19 protein-coding genes are annotated in these 23,614 nt (G+C 34.7%); 18 read left to right on the top strand and 1 reads right to left on the bottom strand.

Going from position 1 to position 23,614, the window contains the following annotated elements; genetic code table 11:
* Positions 1-12: 12 nt before the first annotated feature.
* The 13 genes from sprA (at position 13) to FLB_RS12775 (ending at position 16,209) form a co-directional block, all read left to right on the top strand.
* Positions 13-7,152: a cell surface protein SprA gene (gene sprA / locus FLB_RS12715; RefSeq protein ID WP_064716334.1), complete on the top strand. Its 7,140-nt coding sequence runs from the start codon at positions 13-15 to the stop codon at positions 7,150-7,152.
* Positions 7,153-7,233: 81 nt separating this feature from the next.
* Positions 7,234-7,614, top strand: a complete 381-nt coding sequence (gcvH, locus tag FLB_RS12720) for a glycine cleavage system protein GcvH (RefSeq protein ID WP_064716335.1) — start codon at positions 7,234-7,236, stop codon at positions 7,612-7,614.
* Between the two features lie 58 nt (positions 7,615-7,672).
* The gene (locus FLB_RS12725; protein ID WP_197488967.1) at positions 7,673-7,990 is read left to right on the top strand and encodes a VanZ family protein; all 318 of its coding nucleotides are present in this window, start codon (positions 7,673-7,675) and stop codon (positions 7,988-7,990) included.
* A gap of 173 nt (positions 7,991-8,163) precedes the next feature.
* Positions 8,164-8,907 (top strand): deoxyribose-phosphate aldolase, encoded by a 744-nt coding sequence (gene deoC, locus FLB_RS12730; RefSeq protein ID WP_064716337.1) that lies wholly within the window; start codon positions 8,164-8,166, stop codon positions 8,905-8,907.
* 14 nt (positions 8,908-8,921) lie between these two features.
* Complete coding sequence (locus tag FLB_RS12735; protein ID WP_064716338.1) at positions 8,922-11,027, top strand: hypothetical protein; 2,106 nt, start codon at positions 8,922-8,924, stop codon at positions 11,025-11,027.
* A 103-nt stretch (positions 11,028-11,130) separates the two neighbouring features.
* Positions 11,131-12,030: a heme o synthase gene (gene cyoE / locus FLB_RS12740; protein WP_064716339.1), complete on the top strand. Its 900-nt coding sequence runs from the start codon at positions 11,131-11,133 to the stop codon at positions 12,028-12,030.
* A 1-nt stretch (position 12,031) separates the two neighbouring features.
* On the top strand, positions 12,032-12,619 hold the full coding sequence (locus tag FLB_RS12745; protein ID WP_064716340.1) for a heme-copper oxidase subunit III: 588 nt from the start codon (positions 12,032-12,034) through the stop codon (positions 12,617-12,619).
* A gap of 42 nt (positions 12,620-12,661) precedes the next feature.
* Positions 12,662-13,639 carry a cytochrome c oxidase subunit 3 gene (locus FLB_RS12750; protein ID WP_064716341.1) on the top strand — a complete coding sequence of 326 codons (978 nt, stop codon included), beginning with the start codon at positions 12,662-12,664 and terminating at the stop codon, positions 13,637-13,639.
* 20 nt (positions 13,640-13,659) lie between these two features.
* Entirely contained in the window at positions 13,660-14,010 is a 351-nt protein-coding gene (locus FLB_RS12755) for a cytochrome C oxidase subunit IV family protein (RefSeq protein ID WP_064716342.1), read from the top strand.
* Between the two features lie 75 nt (positions 14,011-14,085).
* A complete protein-coding gene (locus FLB_RS12760) occupies positions 14,086-14,727 on the top strand; it encodes a hypothetical protein (RefSeq protein ID WP_064716343.1) in 642 nt (213 codons plus the stop codon).
* Position 14,728: 1 nt separating this feature from the next.
* Positions 14,729-15,415: an SCO family protein gene (locus FLB_RS12765; protein WP_064716344.1), complete on the top strand. Its 687-nt coding sequence runs from the start codon at positions 14,729-14,731 to the stop codon at positions 15,413-15,415.
* Position 15,416: 1 nt separating this feature from the next.
* Positions 15,417-15,959: a DUF420 domain-containing protein gene (locus tag FLB_RS12770; protein WP_064716345.1), complete on the top strand. Its 543-nt coding sequence runs from the start codon at positions 15,417-15,419 to the stop codon at positions 15,957-15,959.
* Positions 15,949-16,209 carry a hypothetical protein gene (locus tag FLB_RS12775; protein WP_064716346.1) on the top strand — a complete coding sequence of 87 codons (261 nt, stop codon included), beginning with the start codon at positions 15,949-15,951 and terminating at the stop codon, positions 16,207-16,209. Before FLB_RS12770 ends, FLB_RS12775 begins: the two co-directional genes overlap by 11 nt.
* A 30-nt stretch (positions 16,210-16,239) precedes the next feature.
* On the opposite strand, the gene FLB_RS12780 is transcribed toward FLB_RS12775, so the two are convergent.
* The gene (locus tag FLB_RS12780) at positions 16,240-17,649 is read right to left on the bottom strand and encodes a DUF4403 family protein (RefSeq protein WP_064716347.1); all 1,410 of its coding nucleotides are present in this window, start codon (positions 17,647-17,649) and stop codon (positions 16,240-16,242) included.
* 162 nt (positions 17,650-17,811) lie between these two features.
* On the opposite strand from FLB_RS12780, the gene FLB_RS12785 reads away from it, so the two are divergent.
* From FLB_RS12785 to FLB_RS12805, 5 genes are all read left to right on the top strand, one after another.
* Entirely contained in the window at positions 17,812-18,513 is a 702-nt protein-coding gene (locus FLB_RS12785) for an ABC transporter ATP-binding protein (protein WP_064716348.1), read from the top strand.
* Entirely contained in the window at positions 18,506-19,750 is a 1,245-nt protein-coding gene (locus tag FLB_RS12790; protein ID WP_064716349.1) for an ABC transporter permease, read from the top strand. The genes FLB_RS12785 and FLB_RS12790 overlap by 8 nt, the downstream gene beginning before the upstream one ends.
* A 2-nt stretch (positions 19,751-19,752) precedes the next feature.
* The gene (locus FLB_RS12795; protein WP_064716350.1) at positions 19,753-21,018 is read left to right on the top strand and encodes an ABC transporter permease; all 1,266 of its coding nucleotides are present in this window, start codon (positions 19,753-19,755) and stop codon (positions 21,016-21,018) included.
* Positions 21,019-21,044: 26 nt separating this feature from the next.
* Positions 21,045-22,160, top strand: coding sequence for an efflux RND transporter periplasmic adaptor subunit (locus tag FLB_RS12800; RefSeq protein WP_064716351.1), 1,116 nt, complete (start codon positions 21,045-21,047; stop codon positions 22,158-22,160).
* 81 nt (positions 22,161-22,241) lie between these two features.
* Entirely contained in the window at positions 22,242-23,609 is a 1,368-nt protein-coding gene (locus tag FLB_RS12805; protein WP_064716352.1) for a TolC family protein, read from the top strand.
* The last annotated feature ends 5 nt before the right edge of the window (positions 23,610-23,614 follow it).

Here is a 23,614-nt window from a genome sequence, read left to right on the forward strand (position 1 = left end):
GAGTCCCATTGCATGCATAAAATTTGTATTTTTTTACTTGTTGTATGTACCAGTTTTGTATCGTATGGTCAAGTAAATCCATCGGTTCAAGATACGGTAAAAAAAGGATATTCGGTAGGGAAACTTCAAATTAAAGACCCTAAAAGTATCATATCTTCCTACACTTATGACCCTTTAACGGATCGATATGTGTATACTAATTCTATTGATGGAATCAACATCAATTTTCCAATAATACTTACTCCAGCCGAGTACCAAAAGTTAGTATTGCAAGAGACAAGACGTAATTATTTTAAGAAAAAAGCAGATGCAGTCGATGGTAAAAAAAAGGGTGCCGAAGAAGCAAAAAAGGATTTGTTGCCTCGATTTTATGTAAAGTCTAGTTTCTTTGAATCGATTTTTGGAAGTAATACCATTGATGTTAAGCCAACAGGTTCTGTAGAAATGGATCTTGGGGTGCGTTACACCAAACAAGATAATCCTTCATTTTCTCCAAGAAATAGAGCTAATACTTCTTTTGATTTTGATCAACGCATTAGTATGAGTTTAATGGGTAAAGTGGGAACCCGTTTAGGAGTAAATGCCAATTATGACACGCAATCTACTTTTGCCTTTCAAAATTTAATCAAGCTTGAATTTACTCCTTCAGAAGATGATATTATTCAAAAAATAGAAGTAGGAAACGTGAGCATGCCACTTAATAGCTCATTGATTCGTGGAGCTCAGAGTTTGTTTGGGGTAAAAACACAATTGCAATTTGGAAAAACTACATTTACTGGAGTTTTTTCGGAACAAAAATCACAAACCAAAAGTTTGGTTGCCGAGGGCGGTGGAACCGTTCAAAATTATGAGCTTTTCGCTTTGGATTATGACAATGATCGTCACTTTTTCTTGTCGCAATATTTCAGAAGTCGTTACGACAAAGCCCTATCAGGCTACCCTTTTATTGATAGTAGAGTACAAATTACGCGTATCGAGGTTTGGGTTACCAATAGACAAAATAGAGTAAATGCTACTTCGAACAATTTAAGAAATATTATTGCACTTCAGGATTTAGGAGAAGCGCAACTAACAGGTTTGGCAGATAATGAAGTGGTTGTTTTGAATCCTTCAACTGGGATTTTCAACAATCCAGCAAATTCCCCATCTGATAATACAAATAATGATTATGATCCTGCTCAAATCGCTTCTGGAACTGGATTGCTGAATTCAAGTATTAGAGAAATCGCTACCTCAAGTTCAGGATTTAATACTACAGTTGCAGAAGGAAGGGATTATTCTAAGTTAGAAAATGCACGAAAGCTTACAGCCAATGAATATACCTTTAATTCAAAATTAGGATTTATTTCGTTGCAACAACGCTTGAGTAATGATGAGGTTTTGGCGGTTGCTTACCAATATACCATTGGCGATCAAGTCTACCAAGTAGGAGAGTTTGGAAATGATGGTGTGGATGCAACGAATGTTGTAGGTGGAAACAATAACGTACCTCAAGCCATTATTACACAAAGTTTGATCTTGAAAATGCTGAAAAGCAACTTGACTAATGTGAAGAATCCTATTTGGAACTTGATGATGAAAAATATTTATCAGGTACCAGGCGGTTATCAATTAAAGCAAGAAGATTTCCGAATGAATATCTTATATGCCGATCCTTCACCCATTAATTATATTACAGAGGTTCCAGGAACTCCTTTTCCTTCGAATCCTACGCCAGAAAATAAAGTAGCCGAGACGCCTTTATTAAAAGTATTTAATTTAGATCGTCTGAATTTTAACAATGATCCACAAGCAGGAGGTGATGGTTTCTTTGATTTTATTCCAGGAACAACCATCGATGCTCAGAATGGTAGAATCATGTTTACGACCAAAGAACCCTTTGGAGAACTGATTTTCTCTAAACTGAAGACGCCAAATTCTACAGAAAATTATAGCGATGTAGATACCTATAATCCCAATCAAAAGAAATATGTTTTTAGAAGTATGTATCGCAACACTCAGGCTGGAGCTTTACAAGACATCGATAAAAACAAGTACTTGATTAGAGGTAAATATAAATCATCGGCGGGTGACGGAATTCCAATTAATGCACTCAATGTGCCGCAAGGTTCTGTAGTAGTTACCGCTGCGGGAAGACGCTTGGTAGAAGGAGTGGATTATAGTGTGAATTATCAATTAGGGAGAGTGCAAATTTTGGATCCTTCTTTGCTAGCTTCCAATACTCCGGTTGAAGTATCATTAGAAAATAACTCTATTTTTGGTCAACAAACCAGACGTTTTATAGGTTTAAATGTAGAGCATAAATTTTCGGATAAATTTGTAGTTGGTGGTACTTACTTAAAAATGTCTGAAAGACCGTTTACTCAAAAATCGAGTTATGGTCAAGAGTCGGTAAACAATACTATTTTTGGTTTTAATGGAAATTTTTCTACAGAAGTGCCTTTTTTTACTCGTTTGGTTAATAAACTGCCTAATATTGATACCGATGTGCCTTCAAATTTATCCGTTCGAGGAGAAATAGCGTTCTTGAAACCTGATACACCTAAAGCCGATCGTTTTGATGGTGAATCCACCATTTATGTAGATGACTTTGAAGGTTCTCAATCTACTATAGATTTACGTTCTCCTTTTGCTTGGAGTTTATCATCTACACCTGTTAATGATGCAGAAAGTCAATATAATTTTAACGAAAGTGCTACCGATTTGAGTTATGGTTTCAAAAGGGCTAAACTAGCTTGGTATACTATCGATCCCCTGTTTTATACTCAAAAGCCAGCGGGTATTTCTAATGATGATATTTCGTTGAATACGACCAGACGAATTTTTAGTGAAGAATTGTATCCCAATACGGATATTGCACAAGGACAAACTCAAGTGGTAAATACGCTAGATTTGAGTTATTATCCAAAAGATAGAGGACCTTACAATAATTCTTCTGTTTTTGCGAATACACCAAAAGATAATTTTGGTGGGATTATGCGCGCCATCAATACCACCAATTTTGAGCAAGGCAACGTAGAATATATTCAATTTTGGGTGTTGGATCCTTATGTTGGTAAAGGAAATAATACGCCAACTAATACTGGAAAATTGTATTTTAACTTGGGAGAAATCTCCGAAGATGTTTTGAAAGACGGAAGAAAACAATACGAAAATGGGTTAGGGCCAGATCAAATTTTGGTGAATCCAAGACCTGTTTGGGGAGACGTTCCAGCATCGCAATCTTTGATTTATGCGTTTGACGGGAATGCCTCCAATAGAACCAATCAAGACATTGGGCTAGACGGTATGAAAAATGATCAAGAAGCTACGGTGTACGCTAATTATGCTTCCGAAAAAGATCCTGCTGCCGATGATTATACTTATTTTGCAAATACAACTGGAGGTGTTTTAGATCGTTATAAAAACTTTAATGGGACAGATGGGAACTCAGCGGTTAATATTTCGGATGCCAATAGAGGTTCGACTACTTTTCCCGATGTAGAAGATGTTAATCGCGATAATACAATGAATACTATCAATGCTTATTATGAATACAGTATTGATATGAAACCCAATATGAATGTGGGTGAAAATTTCATTACCGATATCAGGAATACGCAAGTAACTTTGCCTGACGGTTCCTCGACTGAAGCCCGATGGATTCAGTTTAAGATTCCAGTTACCCAGCCACAAAACACGATTGGTGGCATCTCAGATTTTCGTTCTATCCGATTCATGAGAATGTTTATGACCAATTTTGAGTCGCCTATTACCCTTCGTTTCGGTGCTTTAGATTTGGTGCGTGGGGAATGGAGACGTTATACTAATTCTATGGATTTCAATGACACCAATGTAGCCGATGACAACACCACCTTGGATGTCTTAGCTGTCAATATTCAAGAAAATAATGAGCGTTGTCCTATCAATTATGTAACGCCTCCTGGGGTAGTTAGAGAACAATTGTTTAATAACAATACCGTTATTAATCAAAACGAGCAATCTTTGGCCTTGCGAGTTTCTGGAAGTGGTTTAGAACCGAATGATTCCAGAGCGGTTTTCAAAAACGTAAGTATAGATATGCGACAGTATAACAAACTTAAAATGTTCTTGCATGCCGAATCCTTGCCTAAAGAAATTGCTTTGAGAGACAATCAGATGGTTGGTTTTATTCGATTTGGAAACGATTTTACCGAGAATTTTTATCAAATAGAAATCCCTTTACAGGTGACAGCACCATCTTCAGATTGTAAGGTAGGAGCCTCATCTGTTTGGCCCGAAGCCAATGAAATGGATTTGAAATTAGAGTTGTTGACCAAGTTGAAAATTCTAGCCATGAGTATTGATCCCGCAACGCTTCCACCAGACGGTGTTTTTTATAAATTCGAAGACGAGTTAGATAATTCTTTGTCTGGTAAAACCAATAGATTGCGAATAGGAATCAAAGGGAATCCTAATTTTGGTTTGGTAAGAACATTGATGGTAGGGGTGAAAAATGATGAATTGAGGCAACCAATTCTTGGTGAAGTATGGTTCAATGAGTTGCGTTTGGCTGATATGGACAATAAAGGCGGAATGGCAGCCTTGCTAAATATCGACACTAATATGGCAGATTTTGCTACGCTTTCGCTTACTGGAAGAAAAACCACTATTGGTTTTGGAGCATTAGAACAAAGCCCAAATGAAAGAAGCAGGGAAGATATTCAGCAATATGGTATAGTCACTAATTTGAATTTGGGACAATTATTGCCCAAGAAATGGGGGATTAATTTACCGTTTAATTACGGCATCGGAGAGGAAGTTATTACTCCAGAATACGACCCATTTAACCAAGATATAAAACTAAAGCAATTACTTAGAGAAACTACAGACAAAGACACAAGAGATAACATTCAAAGTCGAGCAGTCGATTATACGAAACGTACTAGCATTAATTTTATTGGGGTAAGAAAGGAAAGAAGTCCAGAGCAAAAACCACATGTGTATGATCCCGAGAATTTTACTTTTTCTCAATCGTATAATGAGGTAGAACGTCATGATTATGAAATAGAAAGTTATGTAGACCAGTTGAGTAATACGACAGTAAATTACGCATACAGTTTTCAAAATAAACCATATGAGCCGTTCAAAAAGAAAACATTTGTGAAAAAAAGCGACTATTGGAAATGGTTGCAGGATTTCAATTTCAATTTTTTACCGACTAATATCACCTTTAATAGTAGTATAATCAGACAATACAATCGTCAGCAATTTCGCCAGGTAGATGTGGTTGGAATAGGACTTGATCCTTTGTATAGAAGAAATTTTGCCTTTAATTATCAATATGGCTTTAATTATAATTTGACCAAATCGTTAAAGTTAAATTATACGGCTTCTTCAAATAACATTGTAAAAAGTTATTTGAATGCAGATAATACACCTATTGATTCTTTTACCATTTGGGATAGTTATTTTGACATTGGAAACCCTAATCAACACATGCAACAACTTATCGTAAACTACGAAATTCCGTTGAATAAAATCCCAGTATTTGGTTTTGTTAAAGCTAATTTTACTTATACAGGAGACTATAGCTGGCAACGAGCTTCGAATGCTTTTGACAATATTACTATTGAAGGGGTGAATTATAATTTAGGAAATACAATTCAAAATGCGAGTTCTAAAATTTTGAATGCTTCCTTTGCTATGGAAACATTCTATAAATACATTGGGCTTTCTAAAAAATCACCTAGCCCTGGTGTTGCAAAACCTAAAACTGTAGCGCCAAAACCAGGAGAAAAAGTAGTAAATACAGCGGTTAAACCATTGCAGCAAAGAAGCCCATTTATGGATGGATTGATTGGGGTACTGACAAGTGTGAAAAATATTCAAGTCAATTATACTCACAATAGCGGAACTGTTTTGCCAGGTTTTACGCCTAGTGTTGGTTTCTTAGGATCTTCTCGTCCTTCACTTGGATTCATTTTTGGAAGTCAGGATGATGTTCGATACGAAGCAGCCAAAAGAGGTTGGTTAACTACCTATCAGGATTTTAATCAAAACTTTACGCAAGTCACGAATAAGCTCTTAAAAGCGACAGCCAATGTTGATTTGTTTCCAGATTTTAAAATTGATTTAACTGCCGATCGTGCCTATTCTAAAAACTCATCTGAACAGTATAGTGTTGTAGGAGGAAATTATACGCCATTATCTCCGTATAGCTATGGGATGTTTTCTATTTCTACCGTTTTGATAAAAACAGCTTTTTCAAAAAGTGATGAAACTGGTTCTGCTGCTTTTGATGATTTTAGAACCAATCGTCTTGTTATAGCCAATCGATTAGCAACACAACGAGGAATTGATATCAATAATCCAGGTAATATTGATGCAGACGGATTCCCTAAGGGTTTCGGAAAAAATAACCAAGCCGTTTTGTTACCTGCCTTTTTAGCAGCTTATACTGGAGGCAATGCCAATGATGTGTCTACAGGTATTTTTAGAAGTTTCCCAATTCCAAACTGGTCCATTAAATACAATGGATTTATGAGGTATACTTTTTTTAAAAATAATTTCAAAAGAGTTTCGTTGCTGCATAATTATCGAGCTTCCTATACCATCAATGATTATCGTTCTAATTTTGAATACACCAAAAAACCAAATGGGGTAGATGCAAGCGGTAATTTTTATAATCCAACAGTCATTTCCAATGTGAATTTGGTAGAACAATTCAGCCCTTTAATTCGATTAGATTTTGAATTAAAAAACTCCTTCAAAGTACTGACTGAAATCAAAAAAGACCGGGCTTTATCAATGAGTTTCGATAACAATCTTTTGACCGAAGTAAAAGGAGTAGAATATATCGTAGGTTTGGGATATCGATTCAAGGACGTGATTTTTTCTTCTCGTTTGGCCGATAATCCAACGGGGATTATTAAAAGTGATATTAATATTAAAGCAGATTTGTCTTACAGAAATAATCAAACAATTGTTCGTTATTTGGATTATAACAACAACCAATTAGCTGCGGGACAAAACATTTGGCAATTGCGCTTGGCGGCTGATTATGCCTTTAGTAAAAATCTAACCGCTATTTTCTATTACGATCATTCGTTCTCCAAAGCGGTTATTTCTACTACTTTTCCACTTACTAATATTCGTTCAGGATTTACCCTTCGTTACAATTTTGGGAATTAATTTGGACTTATTCTATGTGAAAATTCAATACAAGATAGTTATATTTGCTTTTTATTATCAATAACACAACATTTATATATTATGAGCGTACCATCAAATTTAAAGTACACCAAAGATCACGAGTGGATTAGTATCGAAGGCGATATTGCAACGGTAGGAATTACTCATTTTGCACAAAAAGAGTTAGGAGACATTGTTTATGTAGAAGTAGAAACTTTAGACCAAACTTTAGATAAAGATGCCGTTTTTGGAACTGTTGAAGCAGTAAAAACAGTGTCTGATTTATTTTTACCACTTACTGGTGAAATCATTGCTTTTAATGATGATTTAGAAAGTGCTCCAGAAACAGTAAATTCTGATCCGTACGGAGCAGGTTGGATGATTAAAGTGAAAATTGCTAATCCAGCTGAAATTGAAGAATTACTTTCTGATGCTGCATACAAAGAATTAATAGGTGCCTAAAAATTTATTTTTTTTTGTTGCACTAGCATGGACGTCTTTGATGCTTTATGTATGTTTAATGAAGTCATCTGATGTTCCTTCCATCAAAATAGTTGGAATTGACAAAATAGTACACATTCTATTGCATTTATTCTTCACTTTTTTATGGGGAATCACTTTGGTTAAAAGTGGCAGATGGAGTAGTTTTTCAAAAGTGATGTGTTTTTCATTTTTGCTTTCTCTTGTCTTCGGATTGTTAATCGAATTCATTCAAGGCTATTTTACTACTTCACGAAGTGCAGATATTACAGATGTTTTGGCTAATATATTTGGCTCACTATTTGCAATTGCTCTTTTGTATCAATTTAAAGACAAAAAAGAAACACAACAAAAATAGAGATAAGAATCCCATATCGATGGGATTCTTTTTTTTTTGGGTTATATTTTTTTTTGGGGTTATATTTTTTTGTTTGTTGATAAGTAAAGATAAAAAGAGAACGCTACGCCAGTGTTTTCAATTAATAATGTATTTTTGTACGACTTATTTATCAATTTCAATTCCTTATTAAAATGGATGTTAGAGCCTATCTTGATTCTACCTATTTAAAAACCAATCTACAAGCTAATTTATCTGAAGCAGAAAATGTTTTGGTTGCGCAATCCTTTATTGAAGAGGCTATTCGAGAGCATTTCAAACTGATTATGATTCGTCCTGATCGAGTGATTTTGGCTAAAAAAATGATTCAAGATGCTCACTCTAACCTATTGGTAGGAACGGTTATTGATTTTCCCAATGGGCAATCTGATTTGGCAACTAAATTGGCCGAAGCTCAACAAGCCATAACTGATGGAGCAGATGATTTGGATTTTGTTTGTAATTATGAGGCGTTTAAAAAAGGCGAAATTGCTTTAGTTAAAGAAGAAATTTTGAAAGGGACACAATTGGGATTGACCCATAAAAAAGTAGTAAAATGGATTATTGAGGTTGCAGCTTTGAATAATGGTCAGATTATGCAACTTTCTGCTTTAATCAAAAATGTAGTCATACAAAACTTTAAAGAGGAGCAATATGCTGCTGTTTTTGTAAAATCTTCTACTGGATTTTATGTAACGCCCAACAATGAGCCTAATGGAGCGACAGTTGATACTATAAAAATTATGCTCGAAAATGCCTCTCCATTACCTGTAAAAGCTGCTGGTGGTGTTCGTAATTATATAGATGCTCTTGAAATGATTCAGCTAGGTGTTCAGCGAATTGGTACTTCGGGGGCAAAAGCCATTGTGGATGGTGTAAATACTCAAAATGGATATTAATTATTTGTAAAATTATGTACAAACTTTACAGTGCGCTGTTCTTTTTTCTTGGATTAAACTGGTGTTGCAGCCAAAACCTGAATGTTTCGGCTTTTAATGAGGTGGAACGTTTTCCTGTTTTTGAAACTTGTCAAAATCTTGAGCCCAAACTTGTTGAAATATGTTTTTATAATCAAGTGCAAGATTTTGTGTTTGATAATTTCAAAGTGCCACAAAATGATGCTTTCAAAGGAAATATAAAAGTCCTTTTTGAAGTTACCGCAGAGGGAAAATTTAAAGTATTGTACGTTGATGCAGTATCCGAATCGCTTAGTAACGAGGCTAAAAGAGTTTTTGCGAGTATGCCCAAAGTGAGTCCTGCCACGTATAACGGGAAGCCAACTTATTCTAAATATACTATTGCTATTGCCATTCCTTTAAAATCAAAAGAACAGTTTGAAGCGGAAGCACGAGCCAAAGCAGAGATTCTCAATGTTAAAAGTCCAAAACTAACAGAATTAGATAGTATTGTTTATAAAAAATACCGCAATCCAGAATACGAAAGTCATTTAAATGTGCCGTTTTCGCATAGTCTTTATGCGCAATTTGATGCCAAAATGAATCAAGTAGGAAGTAATAATCATACCGCTTCCAAGCCCTATACTTATGCCGAAGTAGCTAAGTATTATGATTTGAAAGCAGTAAATGAGCAGTTGAAAAAGAAAGCTTCTGGCTGGTGGGCTAGAAAATTATGGAATGAAAACACCGTTGAGATCCAAGGAGAAGACTATTGGTTTTCCTTAAATCCTATTTTTGATTTACAATTAGGAAAAGCTTCACAAACCGAGAATTCCTATACATATGTGAATACTCGTGCGCTCAATTTTAGAGGAGGATTAGGAAAGCAATTGAATTTTACAACTACAGTTTTTGAAAGCCAAGGGCGTTTTGCAGATTATTATAATCAATATTCAGAATCCATTAAACCTTCAGGTGGAAATCCAGCGATAATTCCTGGAATTGGTATTGCCAAAAGATTCAAAGATGATGGGTATGATTTTCCTTTGGCGGAGGCCAATATTACGTTTACACCAAATAAATTTATTGATTTGCAATTGGGATACGGAAGGAATTTTATTGGTGATGGGTATCGTTCTTTGTTAGAAAGTGATGGTGCAAGTCCTTATCCATATTTCAAAATCAACACTAATTTTTGGAAAATTAAATACACCAATACCTACATGTGGCTCAAGGATGTGCGTCCAGAAGTGACTGTAGATCGAACGTATGCTACCAAATTCATGGCGAATCATTACCTTAGTTGGAATGTTTCGAATCGTTTGAATTTAGGTTTTTTTGAATCAGTTGTTTGGACAAAAGACAATAACCGAGGCTTTGATATGAGCTTTGTGAATCCTATTATATTTTACCGTGCTGTAGAGTTTGGATCGTCATCTAGAAGCGGAAATGCTTTGTTGGGATTAACTTTTAAATACAAGTGGGATGCATCTTTTAATGCTTACGGACAGTTTTTGCTAGATGAGTTCTCGTTGGGAGATGTAAAAGGAGGAGATAATAGTTGGAAAAATAAATTTGGATATCAACTAGGGGTGAAGTATTACAATGCTTTCAAAGTGAATAATCTTTTATTGCAGTTAGAATACAATCACGTGCGTCCTTATGTGTATTCGCACAGTAATCCTATTACGAATTATGCGCATAACAATCAAAGTTTGGGACATCAATGGGGAGGGAATTTTAATGAATTAATTGCAATTGCTCGTTATCACAAAGGAAGACTTTTTGCTGATGCTAAAGTAACCTTTGGGACTCGAGGTCTTGATTTTAATACTACTGAAGATAGTTTTAATTACGGGGGTAATATTTACAAAGACTACGATGATAAACGCCCTTTTGATACCGGTGTAAAAGTAGGGCAAGGGAATAAAACCAAAGTATTTATAGCAGACATTCAAGGCGGGTATTTGGTCAATCCAGCTACTAATTTGAAACTTTTTGCTAGTTATATCTATAGAAACTTCGATCCTTCTCAAAATACCATTGCTACTTTTACCCAAAGTACTAATTGGTTTACCGTAGGAGTAAGATCCGATATTTTTAATTTCTATTTTGATTATTAGTAGGTCTATTTTAATAGCAACTTTTTTTATGACTTGTTTTTTGTCAAATCCCTTTTGATAACCTACTTTTGCAAAAGTTTTTATAAAAGTAACACTAGTTTTAATCGTTTTGACAAATACAGTTTCCCTCAAATCCATTTATTTAGATTTTAAAGCCATCACTAAAGCTGGACTTGCCATTAGTGTTGTTTTTTCATCCATTGCTGGTTTTGTTTTGGGAGTTGATCATTTCGAAACAAGTACTTGGTGGATATTGCTAAAATTAGCTATAGGTGGGTATTGCATGGTTGGTGCTTCTAATGCTTACAATCAGGTTATTGAAAAGGATTTAGATGCTTTAATGGATCGAACTAAGGATCGTCCAGTCGCTTCGGGAAGAATGCAGTCAAGAGTAGCTCTAGTTGTGGCAACATTGTTAACTATTTTGGGATTGGCATTGTTGTATAGTATAAATCCAAAGTCAGCCATGTTTGGTGCAATCTCGATTTTTTTATACACAAGTGTTTATACACCTTTAAAGACAATGACATCCTTGTCTGTTTTTGTTGGAGCATTCCCAGGAGCAATTCCGTTCATGTTAGGATGGGTAGCAGCTACTGGTGAATTTGGCATTGAAGCAGGTACCTTGTTTTTGATTCAGTTTTTTTGGCAATTTCCTCATTTTTGGGCTATAGGTTGGTTCTTATATGAAGATTATGAAAAGGCAGGTTTTTTTATGTTGCCTACAGGAAAAAAAGATAATGGAACGGCTTTACAGATTATATTATACACGGTTTGGTTAATAATTGCGTCGCTTTTGCCAATGTTTGGTTATACGGGTTCCTTGTTTTTAACGCCTGTTGCGGCAATTTTAGTGTTTTTGTTGGGATTATGGATGTTGTTTTATGCGGTAAAAGTATATCAATTAAGAACATCTAAGTCCGCTAGAACCTTAATGTTGGTAAGTGTTTCGTATATCACCTTGTTACAATTAATATATATAGTAGATAAATTTTTAAGATAGTATGGATATGACAATGACTAAAGACGAGCATCAATCCAGAACGGCAAGATCCTATAAGTTGATTTTGTTGTTTGCTATGGTAAGTATGACCATGATGTTTGCAGGGCTAACTAGTGCTTTTGTAGTTAGTAAATCTAGAGTAGATTGGTTGAAAGATTTTCAATTGCCTTCGGCTTTTTTACTTAGTACTTTTGCCATTTTGGTGAGTAGTATTACCTTTCATTTGGCTAAAAAAGCCATTCAACGTGACAATCATAAAGCCACTACACAATGGTTGTTGATTACTTTAGCTTTAGGGATTTCATTTGTAGTATTGCAGTTTGTTGGTTTTGGTCAAATTGTGGCCCAAGGTTATTTTTTTACAGGACCTGCTAGTTCTATTACTACTACATTCCTTTATATTGTAACCGTTATGCACTTGTTGCACTTGGCTGGAGGCTTGATTTCTTTACTAATTATTATTTATAATCATTTTAAACAAAAATACAACGCAACTCAATCTCTTGGAATTGAACTTGGTGTAATGTATTGGCATTTTCTTGATTTATTGTGGGTTTATTTATTTTTGTTTTTATATTTCTTTAAATAAGAAAAAAATGTAAATTTGGGAACTTTTTAACGAATTAATTTTATGGGAGCGACAGTTACTACTGCAAACAACGACGAAAAGACATGGGGTGGCGGAAATGAGCCAATGGGAGCGAGTTATGGTAAATTAATGATGTGGTTTTTTATCGTATCAGATGCCTTGACTTTCTCAGGTTTTCTTGCAGCTTATGGATTTTCTAGATTTAAATTTATTGAAACTTGGCCTTTAGCCGACGAAGTGTTTACTCACTTTCCATTTTTACATGGAGTATCAGCTCCTATGTATTATGTAGCCTTAATGACTTTTATCTTAATTTTCTCATCTGTAACAATGGTATTAGCTGTTGATGCAGGTCATCAAATGAAGAAAGATAAAGTGGCAATCTACATGTTCTTGACTATCATCGGAGGTTTAATATTTGTTGGTTCTCAAGCATGGGAGTGGAAAAACTTCATCAAAGGGGAGTATGGTGCGGTAGAAACTACAGGTGGAAGTTTACTTCAATTTGTAGACAAAGACGGTAAGCGTGTTGCTTTAGCAGACTTTGCAAAAACATTGCCTGAAGAACGTGAACAGTTGACTCGTAGCAAAGCCAAATGGTTTATGAGTGAGCCAGCGTTGCCTTCTTATTCTGTTGCTGAAATACAAGCGGGTTTCAAAGCCAACCCTGATATATTGGTTAGAACAGAAACAATTACAAAAGACAAAAAGAAATTAGTGCTTTCAAGAGCAGAGTCTGAGGCTAGATTAGCGGATGCAAAATTGGTTATTGAAGGTGCTAACTTAACACATAACGAATACGGAAGTAAATTATTTGCGGACTTCTTTTTCTTTATCACAGGATTTCACGGTTTTCACGTGTTTTCTGGAGTTGTGATTAACATCATTATCTTTTTTAATGTTTTGTTGGGGACTTACGAAAAACGTAAAAGCTACGAAATGGTGGAGAAAGTTGGTCTATATTGGCACTTTGTAGATTTGGTTTGGGTATTTGTATTTACCGTATTTTATCTTGTTTAATTTTAAAGGAACTTATTATTATGTCACACGAACACGTTTCTAACACAAAAAGAATTTGGTTTGTTTTTGGTTTGCTTTCAGTGGTAACTACAGTTGAAGTTATTTTAGGTATTATCAAACCTGAAGCTTTACATTTTACTAATTTTCTTGGAATGAACTTGCTAAATTGGATATTCTACATATTGACAATTTTCAAAGCTTATTATATAGTTTGGGCTTTTATGCACATGGAAGGTGAAAAAAAATCTTTGCAAAGTGCTGTAGTTGCTCCGCTAATATTTTTAATTTTATATTTACTTTTTATTCTATTAACTGAAGGTGATTATGTATTCGGGGTTTTTAAGAATTCTGTTATTAAATGGAATTTTTAACTAAATATTAATTCAGAAAAGAGCTCCGAAATATCGGAGCTTTTTTTATTTTTACACTCTCAATACACCCTTCTGATGAAAAAAAATATTGTTCTTTTTGTCTTGTTTATTCTTCCAATAGTAGCTTATTTGTTTTTTGCTTCTGGAGTGAATAGTTTTACTAAATTACCTACAATTACTCCAAAAGTTGCTGATTTTGGTAATTGGAAATCATTACGCGGCGATGTGGTTCGATTGGATGGAAAAATAACTGTTCTTGGTTTTCCAGGAACTAATTTATTAGCTAATAGAGGAAATCTTTTTAATTTGAATCAAAAGATTTATCAACGTTACCACACTTTTAAAGATTTACAATTTGTTATGCTTTGCCCTATTGGAACCGAAAAAGACGCTCAAGCCGTTTTAGATGCTTTAAAAGCTTTTACAGATGTAAAACAATGGAATTTTGTTTTCGCAACTACCGATGAAATTGCAGCTTTTCATAAACAATTAAATTTAAAGACAGCATTAGATTCTAAATTTGGAACTCCAAATGTGTATATTTTGGATAAAGAACGCAATTTGAGAGGAAGAAAAGATAAAGAAGAATACAAAGAAGGCTACAATACTTTTCATCCAGCGGAATTAAGTAATGAAATGTTGGATGATTTCAAAATCTTATTGTATGAATACAAAGCAGCATTGAAAAAGAATCATAACGCTACAAAACAATTGTAATATGTTTAAGAATAAATCATACATTGGAATTTCATTTATTATTTTGATTTTTGGCATTTATGCTATCCCTAAGATAATAGATCGGGTAGAAGGTGGTGCTGTAGTCAAATCAGATCGATTGGACAAAGATAGTGGGGCTGGAGTTGCAGCAGAAAGTCTTGTTGATGTTGGAGCTTCTCCAAACTTTGATTTGATTAATCAGGATCAAAAAAAAATAAACAATGATTTTTATGACGGAAAAGTATATGTTCTAGAGTTTTTCTTTACCACTTGCCCTTCGATTTGTCCTAAGATGAATTTGAGTATGTTGCAAATTGAAAAGACATTTTTTGGTAACCCTAATTTTGGAATTGTTTCGATAACTATTGATCCAGTAACAGATACACCTGCCGTACTTAAAGAACATGCAAAACTATTAGGAGTTAAATCCTCAAATTGGAATTTTCTAACAGGAGATAAAACTACCATTTTTGATTTGGCAAACAAAGGATTTAATCTATACGCTGCTGCGAACAATAAAGTTAGTGGCGGTTTTGAGCATTCTGGTTTATTTGCTTTGGTAGACAAAAAAGGACATATTCGTTGTAGAAAAGATGAGTTTGGAAATCCAATTTTGTACTATGATGGATTAGATAAAAAAGGCGTTAAAGACATTCAAGAAGATATTAAATTACTTTTAAAAGAATAAAATGGAACAAAATTCAGTTGAAAAGAAATACAATAAATGGATTGTACTATTATCTATTTTAATCCCTGTAGCAGTTGCTATATTGTTTAAAGTTAAATTAAAAGATTTTGGAGTTGAAGTGGCTCCATTGCGATTTTTACCTCCAATCTATGCTACAATCAATGGGATAACAGCTGTTTTACTAGTTTGGGCAGTTATGGCGATCAAAAAGGGAAATAGACGTTTACACGAAAATTTAATGAAAACAGCAATAGGTTGTTCATTAGCTTTTTTGGTAATGTATATCGCTTATCATATGACCACAGATTCTACTAGTTATGGTGGAGAAGGTGTACTTCGATATGTCTATTTCTTTATTCTTTTATCGCATATTCTTTTATCTATAGCTGTAATTCCGTTGGTGCTTATTACTTATGTTCGTGCACTCGCTGAAAGGTTTGATAAGCATAAGAAAATAGCCAAAATCACCTTCCCTATTTGGTTGTATGTTGCTGTAACTGGAGTAATCGTTTACTTAATGATAGCGCCGTATTATGCGAGTTAAAGTAAAAAGTCAGAAGAGCGTACTAAGAAGTAGTAAATTACAAGTCCTCCTTTTTGGAATTTGTTTTTTCCTTTTTGAAATTTCATCTTATGGGCAATGCGCTATGTGTAGGGCAGCATTAACCAGTGAAGGCAATGCTACAAAAGCAGCGGCAGTTAATGATGGTATCGTATATTTGATGGTGATTCCTTATCTGCTGGTAGCGGGAATTGGGTATTATGTGTATCGAATGAAGAAGAAAAAATCATAAAAAAAAGGCTGAATTCAGCCTTTTTTTGTTTTATTTCAATCCATCGATGGTAACTTTAACGGAACCTTTTACATTAATGAAAGCAATGATTGCTTGATTGGTCAATTGAATTTTTTGAAATTGAATGTCTTCCATTTTACCATTTACGAAAACACCAGGCAATGGAGAATAATTATTCAGGTAAGTCATCATGCTTTTCTTGCCTTCGTCCAAATTCGGTTGGATCGAATACCTGCAGTTGGCTTCAATTTTCCGTAAGATAATGCCTTGTGCAAGCCAATTGGCAGTTCTTATTAATTTGTCTTTAGTATCTAAGACATAGTCTAGTTTATCAAAATATATTTCTTTACTTTTTTCATTGTATTGAGGAAAACCCGAAAGATAAATAGTTCCATTAATACTTCCTAGAAGGTCTAAAGCAATCACCATTTTACCGTTTTTGTGCCAAATATTTACGTTCTCTACACTCACTTTTTTATTGCCAGAGCCAAAAACTTGCCCGCTAAAGTTTTTGGTCATAATCCTTGAAGCTTCCTGATAGGTAGAAACTGCGGCAATATTGGTGTTGATTTGTTGAGGAATTTGAGTAACCGGTTTTAGGACAATTTTGTTTTTGTCATATTTTGAGATGGGTTTTGTACCAATTAGGGTTTCCATATTGCATTTCATTCCCATTTCTAAAACAAAAGTGTCATTTTTTAATCGAGCATTGGTGGTATAAATTTCAATTGGTGAAATTCGTAGCCAACTCGAATACGCTTCGCTCATTTCAAAAGGAGTGCATATTTTCTCTAAAGCTTCTAAAACATTAGGTTTGAAATCCATTGATTTTTCAATCGATTCGTCAATTTTCTTTTCAATTTTTGATCTGAATAGACTTATGGTTGGGTTGATGATGTAAGTGATGGGGACATTTTTTCCAAGCAGTACCATGGTTGGACTCTCTTTCCAATCCAAAGATTTTAATTCGGTTTTGGTATGCATGCGCCAATTGGTGAGATTTACTTCGCTATGTAATGTTACCACGCCATTTAGATTGAACTCTTTGTAAGTGTACAATTCTACCCCTAGTTTTTTTGTTCCGATTCGGTATCTCACCCACACTTTAAGCGGTAAAACGGTTTTAATTTTTTCGGTGGTTCCTTCGTGTGCATTGTTGATGGTTATAGGAGCTTCTTTCCAAACTTTCAATTCAATGTCATCGTCTTCAATGGTGTTGTCTTCATAGATCAAACCATTAAGGGAAGCATTGGTTTTGTTCTCGATGTCTTTTAGTTTGATGGTAACGGGCAGGTTAATAAACGATGGGCTGCTTTCGTATACTAAGGGAATTGCGTCGTCGGGTTCTGGTTTTAAGGCAGCAATTTTGTTAACTGTAGAACAACTTGCGAATAGTGTTACTGCAAATATAATGGGTATAAAAAGAAAAATTTTTGACATTTGATGAAAGTTTGTTTTGGTAAAAATACTAAAACAAATATTATTCTAGTTTTTTTGTAACATTTTCAAAGCAATCGAGTCTTATCGTTTAGAATTGTTTAGGTAGCAATACTAACAATTGATTTTGTTCATAAATTCCATTAATGCCATAATTTTTTTAGTATGATTGAAATTAAAGACTTGCATAAATCCTATAAGATGGGTTCTTCTTCCTTACATGTGCTTAAAGGAATTAATTTCAATATACAAGAAGGAGAGTTGGTAGCCATAATGGGCTCGTCTGGTTCAGGTAAATCGACCTTGCTCAATATCTTAGGTATATTAGATGAGGCAGATAGTGGAAGTTATATTTTAGATAATGTACCTATAAAAAACCTGAATGAAACCATTGCTTCTAGATACCGTAACAAGTTTCTAGGTTTCGTTTTTCAGTCCTTTAATTTGATTAATTATAAAACTGCATTAGACAATGTTGCAATGCCTTTGTATTATCAAGGTGTGAAACGAAAAGAGCGCAACGAAATCGCAATGGCTTATTTGAAAAAAGTAGGATTGGATAGTCACTCGCATCATTTACCTAACGAACTTTCTGGGGGACAAAAGCAAAGGGTTGCAATAGCTAGAGCTTTGGCTTCAAATCCAAAAGTATTATTAGCAGATGAACCAACAGGGGCATTAGATACCAAAACATCTTATGAAGTTATGGAGCTAATTCAAGGAATTAATGATGAAGGGAAAACCATTCTAATTGTAACTCACGAGCCAGATATTGCTGCCATGTGCAAGCGAAATGTAGTCTTGAAAGATGGATTGATAATAGATGATAAATTAGTAGAACAAGTAAGAGCTTCTTCTTATGTTTAATACGGAACGCTGGCAGGAAATTTTTGAGGCAATTGCCAAAAATAAGTTGAGAACTTTCTTGACGGGTATTTCTGTGGCTTCTGGTATTTTTATTTTGGTGATTTTGTTAGGCGCTGGGAAAGGATTGCAAAACGGAATTGCCAAACAATTCGAACGTGATGCGGAAGGAATAATTGAAGTATGGACGGGTACTACAACCAAAGAATATAAAGGACTGAACCCAGGAAGAGAAGTGCAGTTCAGGAATAGTGATTACAACTTGGCGGTTACCAAATTTGATGATAAGCTGGATCGAAGATCAGCAGTTTATTCTTATTGGAATGGTGTTATCGTTTACGGAAAAGAAACAGGAAATTATCAATTCAGAGGGATTTATCCGGATTATTTAGCTTTAGAAAATGCTACAATTGTTAGCGGACGTTTTATCAACGAAAATGATTTGTTGCATAACGAAAAAGTGGCTGCTATTGGTCAGAAAGTAAAGTTGGATTTATTTAAAGATAAGAATTCTATCGGAGAAGAAATCGTAATCAATAATGTGAATTTTAAGGTTATAGGTGTGTTTACGGATCCATCAGGAGAACGTGAGGAATCAAGGATTTATTTGCCTATCACCACAACTCAGAAAGCTTTTAGTGTAGGCGACAAAATAAGTAATATGCAATTTACATTGAATAAAATGGCAACTTATGAAGAAGCATTAGCACAATCTACCAAGTTTACGGCAGAATTAGGGCAAATGTTACGAAGTAAAAATACCGTTGCACCAGATGATGAAAGTGCCATAGGAATTAATAATTCTATTGAAAATGCTAAGCAATTTTATGATTTGAATTTGTACATCCGTCTATTTTTTTGGTGGGTTGGAATATGTACTATTATTGCAGGAGTAGTTGGGGTTAGTAATATTATGTTGATTATTGTAAAAGAGCGTACCAAAGAAATTGGAATTCGAAAAGCACTTGGCGCATCACCTATTTCTATTGTGGGGATGATTTTGCACGAGTCTATTTTTATTACCACAATTGCTGGTTTTATAGGTTTGTTATCCAGTTTGTTATTGCTTGAACTCGTTGGCCCTTATGTGAAAAGTGACTATTTTTTAAATCCAGAAGTAGATTTTGGGGTAGCTATTACTACTTTAATTTTATTAGTATTCGCTGGCGCAATGGCAGGTTTTTTTCCTGCCTATCATGCCGCCAAAATCAAACCTATTGTAGCACTTAGAGACGAATAATTATGTTTGATAGAGATAAATGGAATGAGATTTTAGAAGCATTGACGGCCAATACGTTCCGAACTATTCTCACGGCTTTTGGTGTGTTTTGGGGGATTTTTATTTTGGTCATCTTGCTTGCTGCTGGAAATGGTTTAGAAAACGGAGTGAAAAAAGGCTTTGATGGTATTGCAACCAATACAATGTTCATGTGGTCACAAACCGCTTCAAAACCATATAAAGGGTTGCCGGCTAACCGAAAATTTAATTTTAAAAATGCTGATGTTGCTGCGTTGAAAGAGAATTTTCCTGATTTATTGTATGTGTCACCACGAAATCAATTAGGTGGTTTTGAGGGAGCCAATAATGTGGTTCGTGGTACCAAAACAGCAGCTTATACTATTTACGGGGATTATCCAGAGTTGATAAATCAAGAGCCTATGGATATTCCAAAAGGCCGATTTTTAAACCAACAAGACATTAATTTAAAAAGGAAAGTTGCTGTCATTGGTCAAGGCGTAATCAAAGAACTATATACTCCAGCGGAAGAAGTTATTGGGAGTTATATCAAGATCAATGGCGTGAATTTTATGATTGTGGGAGTGTATAAATCAAAGTCCAACAATAGAGGTGGAGGAGAGGAAGAACAGAAAAAAATCTTTATTCCTTTTACGACTTTTCAGCAAGCTTTTAATTTTGGAGATACGGTTGGTTGGATGGCACTAACGGCGAATGATGGCGCTTCAATTACGGATTTAAAGCCAAAAATCTTGGAGTTTATGAAAGGGAGACACTCCATAAATCCGGCAGACGATCGTGCTATTGGTAATTTTGACTTGTATGCAGAGTTTAGTAAAGTACAAAGTCTCTTTGCTATTTTGAGATTCATTGCTTATTTCGTGGGTACTTTGGTATTGCTTTCTGGTGTGATTGGAATTTCTAATATTATGCTAATTGTAGTAAAAGAACGAACCAAAGAAATAGGAATACGAAGAGCTCTTGGAGCTACACCTGGAGCCATAAGAACACAAATATTAACCGAAGCTATTTTCTTGACGATTATGGCAGGAATGTTTGGTATTGCATTGGCAACAGGAGTATTGTGGGTCTTGAATTTTGTTTTGGATAGCATGCCGAGTGATGATATGATGTTTGCGAATCCAAGTGTAGATTTAGCAGTAGTGTTTTTTGCGCTACTCATTTTGATTGGCTCAGGATTACTTGCAGGATTTATTCCCGCGCAAACTGCCATTCGTGTAAAACCTGTAGATGCATTAAGAACCGAATAAATAATAACCGAATAACCATATTTACAATGAAAAAAGGAATTACTATAACTGTATTAGTCGTAATAGCACTAGTTTTTTTTGGCGCTTTGTACTACTTGTATACTAAAAATCAGGAGCCACCGGTAGTTTTTCAAACCGATAAAACAGAAAATAAAACTATTGTAAAAACAACTATCGCTACAGGTAATATCGTTCCTGACGAAGAGGTATTGATTAAGCCTAATATTTCTGGAATTATTGAAGAAGTATACATTAAAGCTGGCGAGACAATTAAAGCTGGTGATTTGATTGCTAAAATTAAAGTTGTAGCGAATGTTTCTACTTTGAATAATACGCAAAATCAAGTGCAAACGGCCAAAATCGATTTGGATAACCAAGAAAAATTATTTCAAAGGCAAAAAACATTATTCGATAAAGGTGTGATTTCTGCTAATGATTTTGACGCTGCTCAAGTAGCATATAAACAAGCAAAACAAAACTATGTTGCAGCTAAAAAAAGCAACGATATCGTAAAAACAGGTACTACATCTGGAATGGGTAACTATGCGAACACTTTGATTCGTTCTACGGTAAACGGAATGGTATTAGATGTCCCCGTGAAAGTAGGAAATCAAGTTATTGAAAGTAACAATTTCAATGAAGGAACGACTATTGCAAGTGTAGCCGACGTTGGAAGAATGATTTTTGTTGGAAAAATCGACGAATCTGAAGTGGGTAAAATAAAAGAAAATTTGCCAATTGAGATTACGGTTGGTGCTATCGAAAACAAAAAATTCGATGCGGTTTTGAATTACATTGCTCCAAAGGGAAAAACCGAAAATGGCGCGATTCAATTTGAAATCAAAGCAAAAATGACCAATCGCGATAACACCTTTATTAGAGCAGGATTAAGCGCAAATGCTTCTATTATTTTGGAAAAAGCCGATAAAGTTTTGGCTATCAAAGAAGCGTTAGTACAATTTGATAAAAAAACTCAGAAACCTTATGTTGAAGTCCAAACAGGACCACAAAAATTTGTTCGTAAAGATTTGGTTTTGGGTGTAAGCGATGGAATTTATGTTCAGATAAAAAGCGGAATTAAAGATACAGACAAGATAAAAGTATGGAATCAAGGATTGTTAACCGAAGAGCCCAAGCCCTAATTAAGCCCCACAAACTAGTTGCTAATTTTGAAAAAATGTTAAATTTGTGCAGTATATTTGTTGCACTTTCATTCCCGATTTATGAAAAAAAATAATTATTTAAGTTTAGTGTTCTTTTTGTTCGCTTCCGTTGTTGGAACGGCACAAACTAAAACCTGGACTTTAGAAGAGTGTGTAAAATATGCGATAGAAAATAATATTTCTATCAAAAACACCGCGCTAGATATCAAAACTGCTGAGATTAATAAAAAAGGGGCAGTGGGAAATTTTATTCCTTCGCTAAATGCTAATACTTCACACTCATGGAATATTGGTTTAAACCAGGATATTACAACCGGTTTACTGCGAAATCAAACCACTCAGTTTACTTCTGTAGGAGGAACATTAGGTGTTGATATTTATAAAGGCTTGCAAAATCAAAATACGTTGCGTAGAGCAAATTTAGCCATTGTAGCTTCAAAATATCAATTGCTTAAAATGCAAGAAGATATTGCTCTTAATGTAGCAAATGCCTTTTTACAAATTTTGTTTAACAAAGAAAATTTAAAAGTTCAAAAAGAGCAGTTGGCCATTACTGAAAAGCAATTGACTCGTTCTGAGGAATTAGTGAAGGCAGGATCCATACCAAGGGGAGATGTTTTAGACATAAAGGCAACCGTGGCTACTAATAAACAGAATGTAGTCACAGCTGAAAACGCTTTATTGATTTCAAAATTGAGTTTAGCCCAATTGTTACAGTTGAAAGATTTTTATGATTTTGATGTAATAGACAATCAAAGTATTAAGGATGAAAATAATATTTTGGCTCAACCTGCCACAGCTATTTATGATAAAGCAAAAGAATCAAGAACTGAGTTGAAAATTGCTAAAACGAATTTAGAAGTAGCTCAAAAAGATTTGGCCATTGCCAAAGGAGCTTTTCAACCAACCTTGCAAGGGTTTTACAATTATAATACAAGGATTGCTTATGCTGATAGAATTGGTTTAGATCAAAATGGTAATCCAGTTACTAAATCAGCTTTGCCTTTTTGGGATCAGTTTAGAGATAATAAAGGACAAGCATTTGGTGCACAATTATCAATTCCAATTTTTAATGGATGGTCGGTAAAGAATAATGTTGAGCGCAACAAAGTCAATTTAGAGAAATCTAAAATAGCTTTGGAACAACAAGAATTAGATTTACAAAGAAATGTGTACACGGCTTTTACCGATGCTAAAGGTGCTTTAAAAACACACGAATCGGCTATTGTTGCCTTGGAGTCTAGACAAGAAGCGTTCAATTACGCGAAAGAACGTTATGCGGTGGGGATGATGAATTCCTTCGATTTTAATCAAGCACAAACATTGTTGACCAATGCACAATCAGAAGTAATCCGAACCAAATACGACTATATTTTTAAAATTAAAATACTTGAATTCTATTTTGGAATTCCAATCTTAAAAAACTAATACAT

Source organism: Flavobacterium succinicans (genome assembly GCF_001662485.1).
Taxonomy (GTDB): Bacteria; Bacteroidota; Bacteroidia; order Flavobacteriales; family Flavobacteriaceae; genus Flavobacterium; species Flavobacterium succinicans_A.

Excerpts from the sequence above, each read along its gene's own strand:
- FLB_RS12765 (WP_064716344.1), top strand. The coding sequence starts at position 14,729 with ATGTTTAAGAATAAATCATACATTGGAATTTCATTTATTATTTTGATT.
- deoC (WP_064716337.1), top strand. The coding sequence starts at position 8,164 with ATGGATGTTAGAGCCTATCTTGATTCTACCTATTTAAAAACCAATCTA.
- FLB_RS12755 (WP_064716342.1), top strand. The coding sequence starts at position 13,660 with ATGTCACACGAACACGTTTCTAACACAAAAAGAATTTGGTTTGTTTTT.
- FLB_RS12750 (WP_064716341.1), top strand. The coding sequence starts at position 12,662 with ATGGGAGCGACAGTTACTACTGCAAACAACGACGAAAAGACATGGGGT.
- FLB_RS12770 (WP_064716345.1), top strand. The coding sequence starts at position 15,417 with ATGGAACAAAATTCAGTTGAAAAGAAATACAATAAATGGATTGTACTA.
- FLB_RS12760 (WP_064716343.1), top strand. The coding sequence starts at position 14,086 with ATGAAAAAAAATATTGTTCTTTTTGTCTTGTTTATTCTTCCAATAGTA.
- FLB_RS12725 (WP_197488967.1), top strand. The coding sequence starts at position 7,673 with ATGAAGTCATCTGATGTTCCTTCCATCAAAATAGTTGGAATTGACAAA.
- FLB_RS12790 (WP_064716349.1), top strand. The coding sequence starts at position 18,506 with ATGTTTAATACGGAACGCTGGCAGGAAATTTTTGAGGCAATTGCCAAA.
- FLB_RS12805 (WP_064716352.1), top strand. The coding sequence starts at position 22,242 with ATGAAAAAAAATAATTATTTAAGTTTAGTGTTCTTTTTGTTCGCTTCC.
- FLB_RS12780 (WP_064716347.1), bottom strand. The coding sequence starts at position 17,649 with ATGTCAAAAATTTTTCTTTTTATACCCATTATATTTGCAGTAACACTA.
- sprA (WP_064716334.1), top strand. The coding sequence starts at position 13 with ATGCATAAAATTTGTATTTTTTTACTTGTTGTATGTACCAGTTTTGTA.
- FLB_RS12800 (WP_064716351.1), top strand. The coding sequence starts at position 21,045 with ATGAAAAAAGGAATTACTATAACTGTATTAGTCGTAATAGCACTAGTT.
- gcvH (WP_064716335.1), top strand. The coding sequence starts at position 7,234 with ATGAGCGTACCATCAAATTTAAAGTACACCAAAGATCACGAGTGGATT.
- FLB_RS12735 (WP_064716338.1), top strand. The coding sequence starts at position 8,922 with ATGTACAAACTTTACAGTGCGCTGTTCTTTTTTCTTGGATTAAACTGG.
- FLB_RS12775 (WP_064716346.1), top strand. The coding sequence starts at position 15,949 with ATGCGAGTTAAAGTAAAAAGTCAGAAGAGCGTACTAAGAAGTAGTAAA.
- FLB_RS12785 (WP_064716348.1), top strand. The coding sequence starts at position 17,812 with ATGATTGAAATTAAAGACTTGCATAAATCCTATAAGATGGGTTCTTCT.
- FLB_RS12745 (WP_064716340.1), top strand. The coding sequence starts at position 12,032 with ATGGATATGACAATGACTAAAGACGAGCATCAATCCAGAACGGCAAGA.
- FLB_RS12795 (WP_064716350.1), top strand. The coding sequence starts at position 19,753 with ATGTTTGATAGAGATAAATGGAATGAGATTTTAGAAGCATTGACGGCC.